At 61.1% G+C, this 18,835-nt stretch carries 19 protein-coding genes and 1 pseudogene; 14 read left to right on the top strand and 6 right to left on the bottom strand.

Annotation, left to right across the window (positions count from 1 at the left end; all coding sequences use genetic code 11):
• Window positions 1–384 precede the first annotated feature (384 nt).
• From LH128_RS12880 to LH128_RS12845, 8 genes are all read left to right on the top strand, one after another.
• Entirely contained in the window at window positions 385–2,778 is a 2,394-nt protein-coding gene (locus tag LH128_RS12880; RefSeq protein WP_008830077.1) for a membrane-bound PQQ-dependent dehydrogenase, glucose/quinate/shikimate family, read from the top strand.
• Window positions 2,779–2,816: 38 nt separating this feature from the next.
• Window positions 2,817–3,317 carry a (R)-mandelonitrile lyase gene (locus LH128_RS12875; protein ID WP_008830076.1) on the top strand — a complete coding sequence of 167 codons (501 nt, stop codon included), beginning with the start codon at window positions 2,817–2,819 and terminating at the stop codon, window positions 3,315–3,317.
• A gap of 51 nt (window positions 3,318–3,368) precedes the next feature.
• On the top strand, window positions 3,369–4,277 hold the full coding sequence (locus LH128_RS12870; protein WP_008830075.1) for a LysR family transcriptional regulator: 909 nt from the start codon (window positions 3,369–3,371) through the stop codon (window positions 4,275–4,277).
• Between the two features lie 171 nt (window positions 4,278–4,448).
• Window positions 4,449–5,216 (top strand): glucose 1-dehydrogenase, encoded by a 768-nt coding sequence (locus LH128_RS12865; RefSeq protein WP_008830074.1) that lies wholly within the window; start codon window positions 4,449–4,451, stop codon window positions 5,214–5,216.
• A 106-nt stretch (window positions 5,217–5,322) separates the two neighbouring features.
• On the top strand, window positions 5,323–5,649 hold the full coding sequence (locus tag LH128_RS12860; RefSeq protein ID WP_037519296.1) for a carboxymuconolactone decarboxylase family protein: 327 nt from the start codon (window positions 5,323–5,325) through the stop codon (window positions 5,647–5,649).
• A 110-nt stretch (window positions 5,650–5,759) separates the two neighbouring features.
• Window positions 5,760–6,077 (top strand): putative quinol monooxygenase, encoded by a 318-nt coding sequence (locus LH128_RS12855; RefSeq protein WP_037519286.1) that lies wholly within the window; start codon window positions 5,760–5,762, stop codon window positions 6,075–6,077.
• Between the two features lie 40 nt (window positions 6,078–6,117).
• Window positions 6,118–6,531 (top strand): (R)-mandelonitrile lyase, encoded by a 414-nt coding sequence (locus LH128_RS12850; RefSeq protein WP_008830071.1) that lies wholly within the window; start codon window positions 6,118–6,120, stop codon window positions 6,529–6,531.
• Entirely contained in the window at window positions 6,528–7,802 is a 1,275-nt protein-coding gene (locus LH128_RS12845) for a multidrug effflux MFS transporter (RefSeq protein WP_008830070.1), read from the top strand. Before LH128_RS12850 ends, LH128_RS12845 begins: the two co-directional genes overlap by 4 nt.
• A 702-nt stretch (window positions 7,803–8,504) precedes the next feature.
• On the opposite strand, the gene LH128_RS12840 is transcribed toward LH128_RS12845, so the two are convergent.
• A complete protein-coding gene (locus tag LH128_RS12840) occupies window positions 8,505–8,801 on the bottom strand; it encodes a type II toxin-antitoxin system RelB/DinJ family antitoxin (RefSeq protein WP_327195153.1) in 297 nt (98 codons plus the stop codon).
• Between the two features lie 372 nt (window positions 8,802–9,173).
• Here LH128_RS12840 and LH128_RS12835 point away from each other — a divergent pair, with 372 nt between their 5' ends.
• A complete protein-coding gene (locus tag LH128_RS12835; RefSeq protein ID WP_008830068.1) occupies window positions 9,174–9,794 on the top strand; it encodes a hypothetical protein in 621 nt (206 codons plus the stop codon).
• The gene (locus LH128_RS12830; protein ID WP_008830067.1) at window positions 9,791–10,063 is read left to right on the top strand and encodes a type II toxin-antitoxin system RelE/ParE family toxin; all 273 of its coding nucleotides are present in this window, start codon (window positions 9,791–9,793) and stop codon (window positions 10,061–10,063) included. Before LH128_RS12835 ends, LH128_RS12830 begins: the two co-directional genes overlap by 4 nt.
• Before the next feature lie 34 nt (window positions 10,064–10,097).
• Here the strand turns inward: LH128_RS12830 and LH128_RS12825 are convergent, their stop codons facing one another.
• The 3 genes and pseudogenes from LH128_RS12825 to LH128_RS32165 form a co-directional block, all read right to left on the bottom strand.
• On the bottom strand, window positions 10,098–10,745 hold the full coding sequence (locus LH128_RS12825) for a hypothetical protein (protein ID WP_327195152.1): 648 nt from the start codon (window positions 10,743–10,745) through the stop codon (window positions 10,098–10,100).
• Window positions 10,746–10,862: 117 nt separating this feature from the next.
• Window positions 10,863–11,858: a hypothetical protein gene (locus LH128_RS12820; protein ID WP_008830065.1), complete on the bottom strand. Its 996-nt coding sequence runs from the start codon at window positions 11,856–11,858 to the stop codon at window positions 10,863–10,865.
• Window positions 11,859–12,105: 247 nt separating this feature from the next.
• Window positions 12,106–12,475 (bottom strand): annotated as a pseudogene (locus LH128_RS32165) (helix-turn-helix domain-containing protein); the annotation flags it as partial.
• 451 nt (window positions 12,476–12,926) lie between these two features.
• Between LH128_RS32165 and LH128_RS12815 the strand changes: the two are divergent.
• The 4 genes from LH128_RS12815 (at window position 12,927) to LH128_RS12800 (ending at window position 15,996) form a co-directional block, all read left to right on the top strand.
• Window positions 12,927–13,643, top strand: a complete 717-nt coding sequence (locus LH128_RS12815; RefSeq protein ID WP_172705036.1) for a hypothetical protein — start codon at window positions 12,927–12,929, stop codon at window positions 13,641–13,643.
• Between the two features lie 172 nt (window positions 13,644–13,815).
• Window positions 13,816–14,922, top strand: coding sequence for an ImmA/IrrE family metallo-endopeptidase (locus tag LH128_RS12810; protein WP_442800359.1), 1,107 nt, complete (start codon window positions 13,816–13,818; stop codon window positions 14,920–14,922).
• 544 nt (window positions 14,923–15,466) lie between these two features.
• Entirely contained in the window at window positions 15,467–15,712 is a 246-nt protein-coding gene (locus LH128_RS12805) for a hypothetical protein (protein WP_008830061.1), read from the top strand.
• A complete protein-coding gene (locus tag LH128_RS12800; RefSeq protein ID WP_008830060.1) occupies window positions 15,709–15,996 on the top strand; it encodes a BrnA antitoxin family protein in 288 nt (95 codons plus the stop codon). The genes LH128_RS12805 and LH128_RS12800 overlap by 4 nt, the downstream gene beginning before the upstream one ends.
• Window positions 15,997–16,119: 123 nt before the next feature.
• Here LH128_RS12800 and LH128_RS12795 read toward each other — a convergent pair whose 3' ends face one another.
• Together LH128_RS12795 and LH128_RS12790 are read right to left on the bottom strand one after the other, a co-directional pair.
• Window positions 16,120–17,190, bottom strand: coding sequence for an MBL fold metallo-hydrolase (locus tag LH128_RS12795; protein ID WP_037519281.1), 1,071 nt, complete (start codon window positions 17,188–17,190; stop codon window positions 16,120–16,122).
• A 215-nt stretch (window positions 17,191–17,405) separates the two neighbouring features.
• A complete protein-coding gene (locus LH128_RS12790; RefSeq protein ID WP_172705035.1) occupies window positions 17,406–18,131 on the bottom strand; it encodes a hypothetical protein in 726 nt (241 codons plus the stop codon).
• Window positions 18,132–18,835 lie beyond the last annotated feature (704 nt).

Below are 18,835 nucleotides of genomic sequence, written 5' to 3'. Positions count from 1 at the left end.
TTGGTGGACACATCCTTCATGCCCCGTCACTCAACCGTACAGGTGCGCCGAATTTCGCGCTTACCCATCGCTTCCGGCGACGTTTGTTTAAGGAGTCCCAGCATTGGGGTATCGATAACGCCCGACGGTACTGCCAAAGTCGGCTGCCAAGGCCGATGCTGCAAGTCCATCCTTGAGGATGCGCTTCCGGGCACCATAAGGGTTCCCACGTGCTGCGTCTTCCACCGTCGCCGTGCTTACACCGGCGCCGGGCCAAAAGGATTTGCTTCAGTCATGCAATGAGCTGGGCTCGGTATTGCATTGATCTCATCTCATGACCTGATGCCTCCGCCCGTCCGTTATCAGATCCATCAAACCTTGGACTGAACAGGCGGGCAAGCGGCAATGACGGGATTACTGAAGTCCAAAGCGGGGCAATGGTATCGCAAGTTTTATGCGGGCTTGCTGATCGTGATTGCATTGGTCCTTGTAGCCGGCGGCGTCGTGCTCCTTATGAACGCAGGCTCGGCCTATTACCTGCTTGCGGGCCTCGCGGTTCTGGCCAGCGGCGTATTCATCCTCCGAAGCGATGCGACCGGGATCGCGATGTATTGTGTGATGCTGTGCGCAACACTTGCTTGGTCGCTGTGGGAAGTCGGCTTCGACACCTGGGGCCTGGTCCCGCGCCTGGTGGCACCGATTATCTTGGGTTTTGGCCTGTTGCCGTCTCCGATCCGCAAGCTGAAGATGCGCTGGGTCTCTGTCCCGGCACGCAGGGGATATCCGGCGATCGCAGCCGGCACTACCGCCGCCCTCGTGGTCGGCACGATCCTGCATGCGGCCGGATCGGATCTCCCTGTCGATCCGTTGTGGCACACCGGAGCGCAGATCGCGTTGCCGACCGCCGCGATCGATCGTCCGACCGATAGTGCCAATAGCGAGTGGCGGGCCTATGGCAACGATCAAGGCGGCACGCGTTTCAGTCCGCTCGATCAGATCAATGCCGGCAACGTGGGCGCTCTCAAGGTCGCGTGGACGGCGGACACCGGCGCTGCCCCGGCGGGCGCATCGACGGGAGGTTTGGAAGTCACGCCGATCATGGTCGGGGACAGCCTTTACATCTGCAACGGCTATGATGCCGTCATCGCCTACGATGCGGAGACCGGCAAACGACGCTGGCACTTCGCCATGTCCAATTCCGCATCGGGCAAGCCGTGGCGGGGCGTCACGTACTACCGGGTTCCGGGCGCGACGGGGGCATGTGCCGAGCGCATCTACGCCTCAAGCCAGGTTCCCGATCTCGTCGCGCTCGATGCGCGCACGGGTCGTCCTTGCACAGGATTTGGCCGCAACGGGCGCGCATCGCTGCGCGCCGGTGTCTCGCCTGCGCCTTTTGGCCTCTACTATGTCAGTTCGGCTCCGCAGTTGATCCGTGGCAAGCTGGTCATCGGGGGCAGCGTCTTGGACAACCAGTTCTGGGGAGCGCCTTCGGGCGTCGTGCGCGCGTTCGATGCCGTCACCGGAAAGCTATCGTGGGCCTTCGACGTCGGCCATCCCGACCGGCTTACTGCACCGCCCCAAGGGCAGGTTTATACCCCTTCGACGCCGAATAGCTGGGCACCGATGACGGCGGACGAGAGGCTGGGCATTGTCTACCTGCCGATGGGCAACTCTACCCCCGATCTCTACGGTGCGCAGCGGCGACCGTTCGACGATTCCAATAGTAGTTCGATCATCGCCGTGGACGTCGAGACCGGACGCCCACGCTGGCGCTTCCAGGCGACGCACCACGACCTTTGGGACTACGACATGCCCTCGCAGCCGACCCTGGCCGATGTGCCGACGGCGAATGGTCTTCGCGCCGCGCTGATCGCACCTACCAAGCGCGGTGAGATTTTCGTGCTCGATCGCGCCACCGGTCGGCCGATCAAGACGGTGCGCGAATTGCCGGTCCCGCAGGGCGGCAACGGTCCGGGGGACCGCCTGTCGCCGACCCAGCCGTTCTCGGTCGGTATGCCGTCGCTACGTGGTCCCGACCTGCGGGAAGCATCAATGTGGGGGATCACGCCCATCGACCAGATGCTCTGCCGGATCCAGTTCAAGCGCGCTCGCTACGAAGGCACGCTGACGCCGATCGGCCTCGATCGACCGACGATCGTGCAACCCGGTTACGGCGGGGGCGTCAATTGGGGCAGTATCTCGGTCGATACCGATTGCGGCATCATGATCGTGCCGTGGATGAATTTGCCGACCAAGTCGCAACTGCTGACCCGCGCGCAAGCTCACGACCGCAGCCTCAAGGTCCAACCCATCCGGGGCCCGGTCAATACCGGAAATCCGATGGCCAATACGCCTTATGGCGCTGCGAACGGCCCGTTCATCTCGCCGCTTGGCGTACCTTGCACCTCGCCTGCCTATGCGTCGATGACGGCAATCGATTTGGCGACCGGGCGCGTGATCTGGACCAAGCCATTCGGCACCGCCCGCGATACGGGTCCGCTGGGCATCGCGTGGCACTTGCCGGCAACCATGGGGGTGCCCTTCTCGGGAGGTGGCATTACCACGCGCGGCGGGCTGGTGTTCATTGCTGCCTCGGTCGAGCAGGCGATCCGCGCTTACGACGTTGGCACCGGTGAAGAGCTATGGAAGGCGCGTCTGCCTGCAGGGGGACAGGCAACCCCGATGACATATCGCGGCCCCCGCAGCGGGCGACAGTTGGTCGTTATCGCGGCGGGCGGAAAGCCAAGCCTGAAGACAAAGCAGGGCACGTCGCTGGTAGCGTACGCACTGCCACGCTGAGCGACCATACCAACGACGACGACGAGGAGTAGAAGTTTATGCCCAAGAGCACCTTGATTGCCACGCTGGCATTGGGAGCTTCCATCATCGCGCCCCATGCGGTCGCGCAGTCGCCATCTCCCGACACCGGGATCGTACCTGCCGGCTCGGGTGCAGCCATGGCCGGACCCGCCACGAATTTCACCGGCAAGGTGCGCGTCCGGCCGATCGTCGATGCGACGCGGTTGGGCCGCACATCTCTCGGGGAAGTAACGTTTTCTCCTGGTGCCCGCAGCAACTGGCACACGCACCCGGGCGGCCAGGCGCTCTATGTCCTCGATGGCTGTGGCTGGACCCAGCGCGAAGGGGGCCCGATTACCAAGATATGCAAGGGCGATACCGCCTACGTGCCGGCCGGTGTGAAGCACTGGCACGGCGCTACCGCCGCGAGCCGCATGACGCATCTTGCCGTGACGGAAGTGATAGGCGGGAAGAACGTGAAATGGATGGAACCTGTGTCTAATCAGCAGTACGCCGCCGGACGAAAGGACGCTCCGTAGTTGCGCATGGAGGCATTGCAATCGTACGCCGGCCCGCGCACAAATCCAGGCATGCTGATTGGGCGCTCGGATCTCGCGGACTTTTCCTATTTCCTGGCCATCGCGCGGCACCGCAATTTCCGGCTGGCGGGGCTGGAAATGGGCGTGAGCGCATCGGCCCTCAGTCATGCGCTCAAGGGCTTGGAAACCCGCCTGGGCGTACGCCTGCTCAACCGGACCAATCGCAGCGTCACGCTGACGGCGGCGGGCGCGGAACTGCAGGCGGCGATCACCGGGCCTTTCGACGCGATCGGCCAGGCCGCCGAAGACCTCAACCGCTACCGGGACGCGCCGACCGGGCGCATCCGGCTCAATGTCCCGACCGACGCCGCGCTTCTTCTCCTCAGCCCGGTTTTGCCGGTCTTCATCGAACGCTACCCAGACGTTGATATAGACGTATCGGTGAGCAACCGGCTGATTGACGTGATCGACGGCGGCTTCGACGCAGGGATTCGCTACGGTGGGACGGTCCCCGAGGACATGGTCGCCCAGAGGCTGTCGCAGGACATAACGTGGAAAGTGGCAGGCGCGCCGGGCTACCTCGAACGCTTCGGCATTCCCGAACACCCGACCGACCTTGCCGCGCATCGCTGCCTGCGGTTCCGTCTCGGGGACGACCGAGTCTATCGCTGGGAGTTCGAGCGCGACGGCGAGGAAATCGAGGTCGAGGTGCCGGGCGCGCTGACACTGGACGATAGCCCGCTCATTCTTTCGCTTCTGACCGGCGGAGCCGGGCTGATGTACGGCCCTGAACCGTTGATGACGCCGCTCGTCGAGGCGGGGAGCGTCCGCTTTGTGCTGGAGGAGTGGGCGTCACCGGGGCCCGGTTTCCACATGTATTACTCCAGCCGGCGACAGGTGCCTGCCGGGCTGCGCCTGCTGATCGACCTGATCCGGGAGATGCGCCCGCTCGGGCTATGACACCCTCGGTTCCCCCCGCGATCAATGAGGTGAGCTCAATGACGCATGGACCGCGCATGGGCTAATCCCCAAGCCGCTGAAGCTCTATCTTCACGCTGCAGCACGGCGAATGCCGGCGCATTCAATGCGCTTAGAGACATCGTCTGCCGCGCGAGCCGAAGGAGCAGCACGATGAATCCCGTTTATGATTTCACTGGACAGGTGGCCCTCGTCACTGGCGCCAGTTCCGGCATGGGACTGGCCACGGCCCAAGCTTTCGCACAGGCAGGAGCCGCTGTCGTGCTTGCCGACGTTAACGCGGACGCACTCGCAGCCCAGACCGAAAAGCTCGCCGCAACTGGCCATCGTGTGCTCGGCGTGACGTGCGACGTCGCCGATGAGGTCCAGGTCGAGGACATGCTGGCGCAGACCATCGTCGCTTTCGGCCGGCTCGACATGGCGTTCAACAACGCCGGCATCCAAGTCGACCCCAGCGATGCCGCCGACGAGACCGCGGAGAACTTCGACCGCGTCAACGCCGTCAACATGCGCGGTGTCTGGACTTGCATGAAGCACGAACTCAAAGTGATGCGCGAGCAGGGCTCGGGCGCTATCGTCAACTGCTCGTCGCTCGGCGGGCTGGTCGGTCTGCCGCAGCGCGCGGCTTATCATGCGTCCAAGCACGGCGTGATCGGGATGACCCGCAGCGCGGCGATGGAATATGCACCGCGCGGCGTGCGCATCAACGCGATCTGCCCGGGCACGATCTACACCCCGATGGTCGCCGACATGCTCGAAGGCCAGGCCGATGCGATGAAGGAGATCATGCGCGACCAGCCGATCGGACGCCTGGGGCGTGCGGACGAAATCGCCGCCTCGGTCCTGTGGCTGTGCAGCGAAGGTGCGAGTTTCGTGGTGGGCGTGGCGCTGCCGGTAGATGGCGGTTTCACGGCGCACTGAGCCCATCGAGACCATGCCATTCGATCCCGAGATCTCGCGCCGAACGGCCCTCTTGACGACACTGGCCGCCGCCGTTCCCTGGCCGGCCCTAGCTGGAGACTTCACCATGCCTGCCGAACCTACCGCCGCCCGCCAGTCGTTCGGGGACATCGCGCCCCATCTCGCCGAGATCACCGACAAGGTGCTGTTCGGCGATGTCTGGGCCAACCCGGTGCTCTCGCCGCGCGACCGCAGCCTGGTGACGATCACCAGCCTCATCGCCATGTACCGGGTCAACGAGATGCCGTTCCATATCAAAAAGGCGATTGAGAACGGCGTGACCCGGGACGAGATCGTCGAGACCATCACCCAGCTTGCCTTCTACGCCGGTTGGCCGCCCGCCATGACGGCGCTGCCGATCGTCAAGAAGGTCTTCGAGGAAGCGGGCGTCTGACGGCGCAACGGTTCGCCAGCCTGTCGAGGAGCATGGCCGTCATCGCGGCCATTTTCTCGATCCTTGGAGCAAGTGTCATGGTCGAAGCCCGCCCGTAGCCTTTTGTTCGCATCGCGGAACTGGATATCGATCCGGCCCGGCTCGATGCCTACAGGGCATTGCTGGCGGAAGAGATCGAGGCATCCGTCCGTCTCGAAGCCGGGGTGCTTTCGCTGAACGCGGTCGCCGTCAAAGGCAGCCTCACGCAAATCCGCATCCTGGAAATCTACGCCGACCAGGCGGCCTACGAAGCGCATCTCCGATCGCCCCACTTTCTGAAGTACAAGACCGGAACCGCCGACATGATCCGCTCGCTGCGCCTCGTGGAAACCGAGCCCGTCATCCTGTGCGGCAAATCAGCCGACAGCTCTGCTGGCTCATGCTTCTGAACTAAGCCAACTCTCACCACCCCCATCAAGGACAACACCCATGCAACTCAAGCGCGCCGGATCGCAGCCCTCGCAGAAGGGCCCCGAGGAATTCTTCACCGGCACCGTCCGTATCGACCCCCTGAACGTGGCGCCGGAGCCTTCGCGCGTGTCGTGCGCTGCCGTCACGTTCGAGCCGGGTGCCCGCTCGGCCTGGCATACCCATCCGCTGGGCCAGACCTTGTTGGTGACCGCGGGCTGCGGCTGGACCCAGTGCGAAGGCGAGGCGATCGTCGAAATCCGCGCCGGCGACGTGATCTGGTGCCCGCCCGGCCACAAGCACTGGCACGGCGCCACGCCGACCACCGCCATGACCCACATCGCCATCCAGGAAGCGCTCGACGGCAAGAACGTCATCTGGATGGAGAAGGTCACCGACGAGGAATATCTCGCTGGTCCTGCGGCCGAAGCATGATCGAGGGCAATGCCGACAGGGCGGGCAGGACCGGGGGATCGACTGCGGGCGAAGAGGCCTCGCGCAGTCCCGTGTGCGTATTGGGCATCCTGGCCTTGCTGCTGGGCTTCGCCTCGATCTCCACCGACCTCTACCTGCCGGCATTGCCCACCATGGCCACCGCGCTGCATTCCAGCCCGGGGTCGATGGAGTTCACGATCACCGGCTACCTGATCGGCTTCAGCCTGGGACAGTTGTTCTGGGGGCCGATCGGAGACCGGTTCGGCCGCCGCATTCCCGTGGCGATCGGAATCGTGCTGTTCGTCATCGGCTCGGCCGGTTGCGCCATGGCCGGCAGCGCCTCGGCGCTGATCGTCAGCCGCTTCGTGCAGGCGGCGGGTGCCTGTGCCGGCGTCGTGCTCGCCCGCGCCATGGTCCGCGACCTCTACGCCGGGAGCCGCGCCGCGCAGATGCTGTCCACCTTGATGATCGTCATGGCCATCGCGCCGCTGCTGGGTCCCATCCTGGGCGGCCAGATCCTCGGGCTGGCTGGATGGCGCGCGATCTTCTGGATACTGGTCGGCATCGGCGTGGTGACGTTCGGCGCGGTGCTCTCGCTTCCAGAGACGCTGCCCATGGCACGTCGCAACGAGCAGGCGCTCACGCGGGCGCTGTCACGGTACGGCTTTCTGCTGCGCCAGCGCCGGCTAATGGCGTTCGCGGGCTCCGGGGGCTTTTTTTACGCCGGCACATTCGCCTATGTCGCCGGCTCGCCGTTCGCCTACATCGGCTACCACCACGTCCCCGCACAGTTCTACGGATTGATCTTCGGAGCGGGCATCATCGGCATCATGGCTCTCAACTTCGCGAACGCCAGGCTTGTGCTGCGTTTCGGGATAGAGCGCATGCTCATCGCCGGCGCATGGGTCGCCGCACTTGCAGGCGTCGTCGCCTCGATCGACGCCTGGAACGATTGGGGCGGCGTCCTGGGGTTGGCTGCTCCACTGTTTGCCTTCGTCGCGGTAACGGGATGGATCGTCGCCAATTCGGTTGCCGGGGCAATGGCAGACCATCCCGAGCACGCTGGCGCCGCCTCGGCTCTCGTTGGGGCGATCCAGTACGGCGCCGGCATCTTCGGGTCCGCGCTGGTGGGGGCGTTCGCTGACGGGACGCCATTGCCTATGGCCTTGGTAGTCGCCCTATCTGGGACCGGCTGCCTGCTGTGTGCCAGATTTCTTCCTGTTCACTCACTAAAGGCTGGAGCGTCGACAACATCATCAACGCGGGCCTGACACCCATACTAGCGGAAACGACCTGTTTTCGTGAAACCGGCCGTTCGTGTTCATCCTCGCGAAAGGCGGGTTTGTCCCACGACGCGGCATTCGGTTGCCGGCATCACGCGACCCTTGTCGGACGCTCAGCATCCAATTTTTGATTCCTAGGTGCGGAAGGTCCGGTATCCCGGCAGGTGTCCTCGCGGAGCCCTGAGTTACATCGCCGCCTGCCAATCAATGGGTCCTAAGCCTAGCGCGGCCGACGCCCAACAAGGCCGTCGGTTGCTGCGCTTGGCGGATTACACGGGGAGCATGATTGTCGTTCGGGGACGAAAGGGCAGTAGCCCTTGGTGTTCCCCCGCGCGCAGCGGCCTCCGGGGGAGGGCGAGCGCGCTACCGATGGGGCCGCGCATAGCGCCTGCCAGGGTGTGCCACGTGACGCACCCTTCGCGCGAGGATCGTGACCCGAATGGGACGAGACGCCGCAGGCGGCTCGGTCGGCGCCGTAGGGGCGATAGAGCCGTGTCCGTCAGGGTCGCGCCTTGCGCTTTGCTCTTACGCTCGAAGTGATCCTCGTGGGAGAAAAGAAGGTGCCGTGCACCCCAAAACAAGAAGGCCGCCCCTTGGTGCCAGTAGCAACAGCGGGGACGGCCATGTTGTTTTCGCATTTACCGATCGGAACCCGCCACCGCAAGCGGCACAGGTTCACGGCAACGCACATCAGTCCTCGTCATCGTCCTCATTGAGCGCACCCATCAGGTCGGTCACGGCGGCGAACCGCTCTACCCGGCCTTCGGATGCATCGCGCATCGCAGCCTGGGTGGCGGCATTAGGAGTCCGGATGTCGAAGGGCAAGTTCTTGTCGGAGGCCACGCGCACCAGCATCAGGCGAATGGCGTCGGAGACAGACAGACCCATCCCCGCGAGAATTGCACTCGCTTCCCTCTTCAGGTCGGAATCAATCCGAGCACGTACTACGTCTGCCGCTGCCACTTTACTCACCCCGTCAAAAATCATCTGAGCCACAATGTAGCTACAAATCCTAAATGGTCTCCTAACGCCGGGGAGTCAATAGCACCACCCCTCTCTGCACTCTCCCGGCAGCACGTGGAGCACATGCAGCACGTGGGAGTACCATAAGCACCCATGAGCACAGTAGCACCGGTCCATAACGCTTTGAAAACCCACTGGAAAACGACTGCCGTAAAAAACATATGGTGCAGCACCAGGTTTCAGTTGCAGCATATTGGGTATTTTCGCATGGTCAAAGTGCAACGACCGCACATCCGATGTTGCGCGAGTAAATACCTAAGTAATTGAAAAATGAAGATAAATCGCGCAAAACCTATCTGTCGCCTCAATGGGGCAGCGACATGAGGAGTTGAATAGATGACTACGACAAGGGAGGCGAGCGCGATCACGAAAAAGCAGCTCGCTTTGCGCGAACTGCATTGGCCGGGCAAGGAGGACATGCTGTGGCATCGCCTCGCCAACAAGGGGTTCGCTACGATCCCCAAAACGATGCCCATGATCCTTAAGATCATGGACGACATGACCAAGGGCGCGCCGGTGTCCTCCACCTATCTGACCCTGTGGTGCCACACGTGGGACAACTCGTTCGTGGTGCTCAACAAGCATGGCGACATGGCTACCGCGTCTGGCTTCGGCGGTCAGCGCGGGGAACACACTTGGGCTAACCGGATGAAGAAGCTTCAGGAGCTGAAGTTCATCGACATCAAGGCAGGCAAGTCCGGAGCGATGGGCAATGCGATCATTTGGAATCCGCATCTCGTGCTGCGGTGGCACCAGTCGATCAAGACACCGGGCCTGACGACGACAAGCTATGCAGCGCTGGTGGAAATGGCGTTGGAAATCGGCGCAAAGGACATGCTGGACCCGTGGACGCCGAAGCCCCCGGATGCAGTAGCACCGATAGTTCCTGCGCCACCACCGCCACCGCCCGCAGCCCCAGCTGCCCCAGAGGCGCCGGCGACGGGAGAGGCGAAATGAGGCCGCTGGAGATTACGGGACGCTTCAAACGCGATTACAAGCGTGAGAAGCGATCCGACGCCGATCTGGACGCCGTGTTCCAACCGGTCATCGAAATGCTGGTCAATGACGAGGTGCTGCCGCCCAACCTTTCAGACCACCCGCTATCCGGTGACTGGAAGGGATATCGTGATTGCCACATCAAGCCTGACCTAGTGCTCATTTACCTCAAGACTGAAGAGGCGCTGGTGCTCGCCCGCATCGGTTCGCACAGCGAACTGTTCGGGTAAAGGCCGGCGGCTCCCAAGGGCCGCCAACGTGGGTTTAGAACCCGCCGCCGCTGATGAGATGCTGCAACGATGCGACAGTCTGCGCACCTTCGCGGGCGGCCCGCATGGTCGGGCTGTCCTGCATTTCGCGCATGGCCCGCGCCGTGGGGCTATCCTGAAACTCCCGCATGGCGCGCGCCGCGGGGCTGTCATGGAACGCACCCATCGCTTGCGCCGCAGGGCTATCATAGAAAAGGCGTGCAGCCTCCTGAGCTGCAAGCATGCCCGGCGTGTTCATCAGCTCCTGCGCGGCCCGAATGGAATGCATCATCTCCTGCACTCGGCGACTGGCTTCCATGATCTGGCGCACCGTGCGCGGGGAATGGGAAGCGCTGATCCGCCGCGCGGGCGTGGGGGTGACAGCACGGCGTGCCTGCGCCGCAGCTAGAAATTCAGCCGCCCCTTCCTTCCATTTCACCTGAAGGCGGCGGATCTGCGACGGCCCGGGCTGCCCCAGAATCCGGCGCATCGCAGTGGTCGCCTTGAGCGTGGGCTGTGCCACCATAAGGTCCGCCATCTTCTCGAGAATGGGCGCATCGTTATAGCCAGTCCCAATCGGTCGGCCGCGCCCGCGCTCGTTGCTATTCATGGTCGTTCCTTTCACTTGCTGCGCACAAGATGACCTGGAAAACGGCAAGTTCAAGCGATAAGAAATCGCTTATAAAAGCGAGGAAAATTCGGCGTGGAAACTGCATAGACTGGCCAAGACGCGAAGATAATTCGCTGATTTATCCTCGCTGGCACCAGCGCCATTGCGCCGCTAAAACGGTACTTCGTCCTGATCCCAGGCAGATGGTGCCGTCGGCAGCGCCCCCTTTGGCAGCGGGAGGTTGGTTACGACAAACAAGTTCAGGATGTCATCCCGGTCCATGAACATTACCTGGGAACGTTTGCTGGCATCGAGCTTATTGCCGATCCAGTTGCGCGCCTGCTTGGTAATCTCACCGCCCGCAACAATAAACGCATGATCCACCAGCACCCGCCGGTTGGTCTCCGGATCGAATATCTCATGCCCCAGCATCATTGTTACTTGGTTGTGGATTTCTGCGACGTTGCGAGTGCTGACACCGGAGGCATCAAGCTTCCCTTTCTTCGCCTGAATTCCGAAATAGAGGACATGGAGCGTGGGAAGGGTGAATTTCATCCACATGTCCTTGCCGTATTCAAGCGCCTTATCCTTATGGCCCGCGGCGGTGATCCGGTGAAAGCCAAGCTGGCGGAATAACGGGAGGAGGACGTCTTCGATTAGCTCGTCTTCCGAACAGCCATCGAGATAGGCAACCAGTTGCTCGCGACGCTCCAGTTCGGAGGGTGTGAAGGGGCGATGCGGGTTCGCTACCTGGGCAACAGCGTTGGTCGCGATGTGCTTGATCTGGCCAATGCCCTGCTCATCATAGAACGCTGCCCATCCTTCGCGCGCAAGAACCAAGTTGAGGGCTGCAAGCGCAAGGCTACGTTCCCCATCATCATCTTGGCTCTCACCGCGATCGAGTAGTCGTTGGATCAAACGCACAAAAGCGTTCGGCATCGTTGTGGCCGATGCACTGGGCATGGCCAGGATTTCCTCGATCTTCTCCGCTGCCCATACCGGGCGAGTCTCGCCGCGATGGACAAATTCCAGATCGCAGTCCTCGAAAAATTCAGTGATATATTTGCTGGATCGATACTGAAAATGGTCAGCATCGCCCACCACCATGCGGCCCAGTTCACGAAGGTTTCGCGGTTTCCATTGCATGAGCAGATCATAGCCAAGCATTGGTCTGTAATGCACTCATCCTCTTTGCATTTTTCTCCCTAATGGAAGGGAACTGCCAAGCCAGCGTTACTTGCCGATTGCGCCGACAGCGCACCCCTCCGGCACCTGAGCCCGCTGGATGGCAAGCTGCCGCATGCCTTCGTAGTCGATGCCCCACAGCCGGCACGCATTCAGGCTGCCATCGAGAGCGCGGTTTTACGCATCGAGGACATGAAATTGTCGGCCAAGGCCGACCGTTTTACGGTCGGCCGTGCGGGTAGCCCATCCGCAACCGCTCGCCTTTCGGGCAACGTCCGTGGCGAACAAAAAAACGATGTAGCCCGGCAACGGAAACGTCCATGCCCTTGTCCGCAAGCGCCAAACGCAGTTCTCCGAGGGTGATGTCCTTGCGCTCCTCCCAAATGGCCGGAATGTCCGCTGCCCGTTCTTCCATCCGCCGCGAGCGCATATCCCCGCCGCGCGGCTTTTGGGGCTATGTCACCCGTCTCGCGCTGCTGGGCTCGCCAGCGGACTGCCGTTGATGGTGCTACACCGAACCGGTCCGCCGCAGCACGGCAACTCGATCCACTATCTACCGCCGCCAAAAGCCGAGTGCGCAAATCCATCGAAAGAGCCATCCATGCCAGCCTCCTTTACCAGCACGGATTCTGAATCAGAAATCTCGCCCGAAGGGAATCCCACGCCGATTCAGAACGGTCAAAAACCGCTCTAATGTCCGCTTCGCGCGATCTGCCGTCCGGAAGCTACCTGGCGTCGACCGACCCAGCCTCGGTCGTCCACGATCAATTTTCTCCCGGTCGCCAACGTCAGGTTCAGCCGACACCCGACTTCCACAGCCGTGCTCGCGAATGACGGCTGAGTCCCAATGCCGGCCTTTTCCGGTCTTCGCTCACATTGTGGGATGGTTTGCGTCCTTTCGGATTGACGCATTTGCAGCCAACCCTCGCGCACTTCTCGATTAGCACGTCGATTGACACTGGCGCAGACGGTTTTCGCCAGAAATTAGAACCTAGGCTTGCAAAACGCAAAATTATCGTGTCTAAATCCCTTATCACGAAAGGTTGAACGGTGATTGATATGCGTCGCGCGATTCTAGATGCTTTGCCCAAAGACCTCATCCTCGACTTAGAGGACCGTCTGCGCGCAGAAGCGTTGCGGGCGCACGATGTGGTGCGCCGCGAGCTTGCGCTCAACCCGAAACGCAGCCGCGAAGCCGAAGGTCAGATCCGCTTCCGCCTGCAGGAGCAGGGGTACGAAGAAGTGGTGACGCTTCACGGCGGGCATTTGCTCAGCGATGGCGTCATGCTCGGGACCAATTTGAAGGTGTTCCAGCCCTTCGCTCGCTTCGCGGGACCCCAGGCAGGTGTGATCCTGGGTTTTGCCGCGATGCCGGAACCACGCAAGATTCCCCCCAAGAATATGTCTCGCGCCGCTGGTGTGACGTTGAACGTCTCTCTGCAACCCAGCATCTTCGATGCTCCAGACAGTCCACAACCGAGCGACATCTTTGTTCTTTTCCTCACGGCAAGAGACCGCGAGCGCGCCGGGATGATCGAGGAGATCGCCATCGGTGTGATCGGCTCCGACTACAAAGACTTCATCTTCTATCAGTCGCTGGAGACGTTCCTCAGCGGTTATGCCTCCGATCCGCTCGCTCCCGATAGTCCTGACGGTCCCCATGGGCCCGATGGTGGTGGTCAGGTGGTTAAGCTTCGTCAAACCCGCAAGCCGTTCCTGCCTCCAGAGCAGCGACCTGACGATGCAGAAGAGGGCGCAGCCGGCTAGCCGGCACCGAATTCATAACGACATACGGTTGCTCCGCATCTGAAAAGGTGCGGAGCCGATGGGATTCCGGACAATGAGAATTGGCACACCAGGGTTCATACCCGCACGACTGACGGAGGCACGCGAGGCACGCCGGATCGCGAGCAAGTCTGCGCTCGCGAGAAGACTCGGCGTGAGCCCTACTTCAGTCTCTCGTTGGGAGGATGAAACTGCCGATCAAAGCCCTGATCATGCCACCCTAGTGCGTCTTGCCGGCGAATTGTCCGTCAGGCCCGAATTCTTTCTGCGCCCCGAGTATCATAGCGAACGCCCCACCTTCCTGCGCTCACTCGCCAGCACACTCGTACGCGATCTGGCATTCCAAAGAGCGCAGATGCACTGGCTGCAGGAAATTTCTTTCGTGCTTGGGCATTACATAGACCTTCCAGACGTTGACATTCCCGATGTGCTGGAAGGGTCCAGCTATACCGATCTGCGCGATGAAGACATCGAGGCCATTGCCCTGCGCCTGCGCCGACATTGGAACATGGGAGAAGGGCCCTGCGGCGATGTGGTTGCGCTGATGGAGCGTATCGGCATCGTTGTCGCAACAATCCCAATGGGGACAACCAAGCTCGACGGTCTTTGTAGTTGGTCGCCGGTCGATGGCCGTCCGCATGTTCTGCTTGCCACCGACAAGATGTCTTTCCCTCGTCGTCAGATGGATGCCGCTCACGAACTGGCACATGCGGTACTGCACCAGCACGTTCCTCAAGAGGAGTTCGAAGCGAACCTGCGTATGATTGAGAAGCAGGCTTTCCGCCTGGGAAGCGCGCTCCTGATGCCGTCTACAACTTTCCCACTTGAAGTCCGGCACCCCTCACTTTCGATGTTCACCACATTGAAAGAGCGCTGGCGGGTCTCGATCAAGGCTCAGATCAAGCGTCTGGCCGATCTGGAGATCTTGCCTGAGGAGTATGCGCGGCAACTATACAAGCTCTATTCGGCGAAAGGCTGGTCAAAAGGCGAGCCACTCGATCAGCATTGGCCGGTAACGCCGCCCAGGGCCTTACGCGATAGCCTCAACCTCATCGTCGACAGTGGCGTGAGGAGTAAGGCCGATCTTCTAGCGACCGAGTTCACAATTTCCGCGCTTGATCTGGAGCCACTTTGTGGCCTTCCGGCCGGTTGGTTCGACCGGGAGGCTGCGGAGGTAGTTTCCCTCAAGAGACGTGCCGACAGCTCATCGCGCGATCCATTCGACACCGGGGAAGTGATTCCCTTCCCCTTTCCACGGTAGGGCTCTTTCGGTAGGTCACGTACCTAGCGTATCATTGAGGCCGATGCCCACCGGGGTTGGCCGTGCAATCGAGCTTGCCCTGCTGGAATGAAAAGGGCGCAGCCCGTTGACCCGGGATCGTGCCGCCACTGAGCGAACGGCTGTTTTCTTCAGGCGGCGGCCGGTAAGCGGACCGTCACGAATGTCCCAGTCCAAGGCATCAAGAATGAGGAAGCAGTCGCTCTGGACTTGGGAGATTAAAATTGGGTGTTGAACGATCTGGAAGGGTCGACAGCCGAGATGGCCGCTACGCCCCCAAGTCCGCCGTTCCGTGCCTGATCCGAAGCGAAAGGGAGCCTACGGCCCTGTTTGCCTTGCCCGCCACGTTCGCCAACGGCGAAGAAGAATGCATCCTACATGGGCTCGATCCGCCCCACCGCCGCCACGCCGGCGAGATGTTCAAGGGCCTTTAGCGCTATGGACAGGAAGATTTATCCGATGCCAAGGGCAAATTGTAGTTACGAAAAGCGATTGACCATCAATCAGATCGTAACTACAAAAAACCATGATCATCGTAAGGGGCGAGCCGAAACGGCAAGCGAACCTCGTCGAGCACGGGATCGACATTGCTGATATGGGCGCAGAGTTCTTCCTCTCCGTTCTGGTTATCCCTGCGATGGACGGACGCTTTGCCGCTATCGGCGAGATGCACGGCACGATCACGGTGATTTTCGCTGTGGTGGGCACCGAAGGCGTCTCGCTCATCTTTGCCCGCCCGGCTAGCATTACGAAACCGAGCCTCCTGCCATGACCGACCCGAAAAATGCCGCTCCTGGATACACCAAGGCCGATATGGATGCGCTCGGCGATAACCCCGAATGGACAGCCGAGGACTTCGCGAGGGCGGAGCCTTTCGCTGAGGCCTTCCCGGACCTCGCAAAGACGATTCGCGTACGCGGTCCGCAGAGGGCGCCGAAGAAGGTCAGCACCACACTGCGCCTTTCGCCCGAGATAATCGAACATTTCAAATCCGGCGGCCCCGGTTGGCAGTCGCGGATCGATGCGGCCCTCAAGGAGTGGGTGGCTGCGCACTGAGTCCGATTGGATCATTACCCGGTAGGACCATGGCAAGCTGCTGGTCCGCTCCTAGAGAGGAACTCGGCGATTGAACGACCGGCATGGGTCGCGTGCTGACCTGCCTGCTGCTGGCGGAAAAGGTCAGGCGATACCAAAAATGTAGCGCGTTCCAACTACCGAGCGAATTACCCTTTCCGGCATTGCCGCCATAGCGGCAGAGATGAACACCTCTCCGCTGCAATGGCCGGGAATGACGTAGTCCGGAGCCAAGGCTTGCATCATGGTGAGCGTTGCCAGCGCCTGATCGCGGGTTTGCGGAGGAATAAGATGGAAACCGCCGACGATCGCGTGGACCTTGTCGATACCCGACACCGCCTGCGCACGCCGAACCGTGTTGATGATACCGCGATGGCTGCACGAACCGATCACCACCAGTCCGCGTCCCGCTACATTGAAGGCAGTACCAAGCTCATGCTCGGCGTCATCAACCACGAAGGTTTTGCCGCGCTTGGCCGGATCGACCAGCGCGCGATCGCAATTCTGCCCCGGCAACATGGCAGTGGGCACACGCGGATGCTCGGCAGACACAAACGGGATCTTGCCCGTGGTGAAGCCGGATCCCGCAACGAGCTTTGGATCTCCCGAAACGACAAGATCCAGTCCGGCTTTTCGAATAGACGGACGATCTATAGCCCCGAACGAGGGACCATCCGGGGCCGTGCCCCGGATGCGCTCGCAGAACGCTTCCTCGCCGCCGATGAATAGCGGCGTACCATGCCGGACCTTCCCACCGGTCAAGAAGCCATCCAGTCCACCGAAATGATCATAATGGCCATGGCTGAGGACCATCGCGTCGATCGTCTCGGGCGCGATCCCCAGCAGCAGCATATTGTTCAGCAGCGCCGCCGGCGTGTACCCGAAATCGATCAGGATATTGTGCGACTTTCCACCTGCGAATGCGGCCGCAAGCATGGAATAGCCCCATTGGCCGGCGAAAGCCGTGCGATAGTCGGTGGTAAGCGGCGGAGGCATGACATGGAGGTCGGGCCGACTGATTGGCAAACCGAATACGCCGGTTGTGCTATCGATCAACACCGTCAGCTCGAGCCGCTCAACCAACGGGACCGAAATCCGATTGCTCGCACGGAGAGGCGCTACAGGGACGAGTGACGCTCCGGCCAGTGCCAGCAGGGATCGACGGGTTAGTTCCACGATATCCTCCGAGAAATCTCGAGCCGGTGCGCCCAGATCATGAAATCACCACTATCTTGGAATGTCGGCTTTCAGGGGCAGACACAACGCCGACGATAGACTGGCATGGGTCGAGACTGTAAAACGCGCTTTCATTACGGCTGTCAGATGACTTCTCTCCTGGCATCCGTAATTGCAAAGGCCAGTAGATTCTTACAATCGACGATAAATGGAAACTAGCCCGTCAGGCTCTTGGCAAATGCCTGCCAGGCAGGCGTGGCATTAAGCAGAATCCGCAGCGCTTGCGTCGCGACAAAGAACCCACCGCCCCATAGCGTCGCGGGATGCAGCTTGCCGCGCGATCGAATGTCGTAGATCACCAGGGCGGTAAGAAGGACATCGGTCAAGACGATGCCACCGATCGCGGGAGCGAGGCCGATATGGGTAAAGCGCGTGATCCGTGCGAGTGGCGTCGTTAATATCGCCGCTGTCCCGAGCAGCATCAATCTCTTGTGCCAGGCAGCACGCTTGCGCAGCATCAGGGCCGTACCAACGAGTACCGCAAAGGTGAAGATCGCGCCGAGCGGGAAAATCAGGGGTGGGCCTTGAGGCGGAAGATGATTGGCTGCGGCAACTTGCTTGGTGATGATCGCTGTCGCGACGCCCAGCGGCACCATCTCCAGGCCCAGCGCCGATGCTACAACCCCGACGATTCTGTGAATGTCGGCGCGCCCGGCGGCTATCAGTCCGGTTTGCGTTAAATAGAGCAAGATCCAGCCCGTGAAGGCCAAACCGTGGAGGTGCAGCAACGTGGACATCGGCTTGGCGCCGAACATGGGCGCCAGGTAATAGCTTGGCGCGAAGCCAACAAACGTGGCTATCGCGATGACGCACGCCATCGTAGCGAAGAATCGTCGTTCATCCGTAAGGTGTGTCGGAGCCCATTTCGTCAGTGCTACCATGTTTTCCTCCGGTATTACGGGAGAGATCTGCACGCCTTGACAGACGGTCGCAGCTGTAATCTCGAAATATGAGCGCCATATCAATACGATGCTACTGCATTGAAAAGTAATTAATCTCAGATTCGATCTATTATATCAGATTGACCGAATTTTCGGCATAGCATCCGACGGCGACTTGCAATTTGCCCTGTCGTTCGATCAAATCACTGAGGCTGGCGATCCGCTGGTTACATCAGGGGCACAGCGGCAGCTATTTCTGGATAGTACTCTGAAACCTTCTATTCCGCTTGCGGAGATCTTGCGCAGTGCATGGCATAGAAGCGGACGTGCCGATCGCGATAGTATTCCCGCGCCTACAGCATATCACTCGCCCGCGCCTCGGGATTACTTCGGAAATGGTTGCCAAGGAAATTAGCGGTATAGTCGATCTTAAGAGATTTTTACATGGGCGTTCATTCCATGTTGGAGCATAACTGCCATATCCGTGTTCCCAGACCTATCCGTTACTTGATTGGTAAGGCAACTATATCCACCGCGTGCCCGGGAGTCGGTGAAACAGGCCCCCGCTGCGGCTCTCTTCTGGCTGCTGAGGTGGGGGGCCATGCGGCTCGACCCATATCACAGGGTTGTGGTCAAAAGTGCGCAGTAGAAGGCGGTGGGTATGTGCTCAGGCCTTATGAGGCGCGGCGACTTGCAGGGGATCG

The organism is Sphingomonas sp. LH128, assembly GCF_000293195.2.
Taxonomy (GTDB): Bacteria; Pseudomonadota; Alphaproteobacteria; order Sphingomonadales; family Sphingomonadaceae; genus Novosphingobium; species Novosphingobium resinovorum_A.
This window is presented reverse-complemented; position numbering and strand designations above follow the sequence as displayed.

Coding starts and splice junctions, on each gene's coding strand:
- LH128_RS12835 (WP_008830068.1), top strand. CDS start 9,174: ATGACTACGACAAGGGAGGCGAGCGCGATCACGAAAAAGCAGCTCGCT.
- LH128_RS12790 (WP_172705035.1), bottom strand. CDS start 18,131: ATGGTAGCACTGACGAAATGGGCTCCGACACACCTTACGGATGAACGA.
- LH128_RS12845 (WP_008830070.1), top strand. CDS start 6,528: ATGATCGAGGGCAATGCCGACAGGGCGGGCAGGACCGGGGGATCGACT.
- LH128_RS12875 (WP_008830076.1), top strand. CDS start 2,817: ATGCCCAAGAGCACCTTGATTGCCACGCTGGCATTGGGAGCTTCCATC.
- LH128_RS12805 (WP_008830061.1), top strand. CDS start 15,467: ATGATCATCGTAAGGGGCGAGCCGAAACGGCAAGCGAACCTCGTCGAG.
- LH128_RS12820 (WP_008830065.1), bottom strand. CDS start 11,858: ATGCTTGGCTATGATCTGCTCATGCAATGGAAACCGCGAAACCTTCGT.
- LH128_RS12860 (WP_037519296.1), top strand. CDS start 5,323: ATGCCTGCCGAACCTACCGCCGCCCGCCAGTCGTTCGGGGACATCGCG.
- LH128_RS12850 (WP_008830071.1), top strand. CDS start 6,118: ATGCAACTCAAGCGCGCCGGATCGCAGCCCTCGCAGAAGGGCCCCGAG.
- LH128_RS12880 (WP_008830077.1), top strand. CDS start 385: ATGACGGGATTACTGAAGTCCAAAGCGGGGCAATGGTATCGCAAGTTT.
- LH128_RS12865 (WP_008830074.1), top strand. CDS start 4,449: ATGAATCCCGTTTATGATTTCACTGGACAGGTGGCCCTCGTCACTGGC.
- LH128_RS12870 (WP_008830075.1), top strand. CDS start 3,369: ATGCTGATTGGGCGCTCGGATCTCGCGGACTTTTCCTATTTCCTGGCC.
- LH128_RS12840 (WP_327195153.1), bottom strand. CDS start 8,801: ATGATTTTTGACGGGGTGAGTAAAGTGGCAGCGGCAGACGTAGTACGT.
- LH128_RS12830 (WP_008830067.1), top strand. CDS start 9,791: ATGAGGCCGCTGGAGATTACGGGACGCTTCAAACGCGATTACAAGCGT.
- LH128_RS12800 (WP_008830060.1), top strand. CDS start 15,709: ATGACCGACCCGAAAAATGCCGCTCCTGGATACACCAAGGCCGATATG.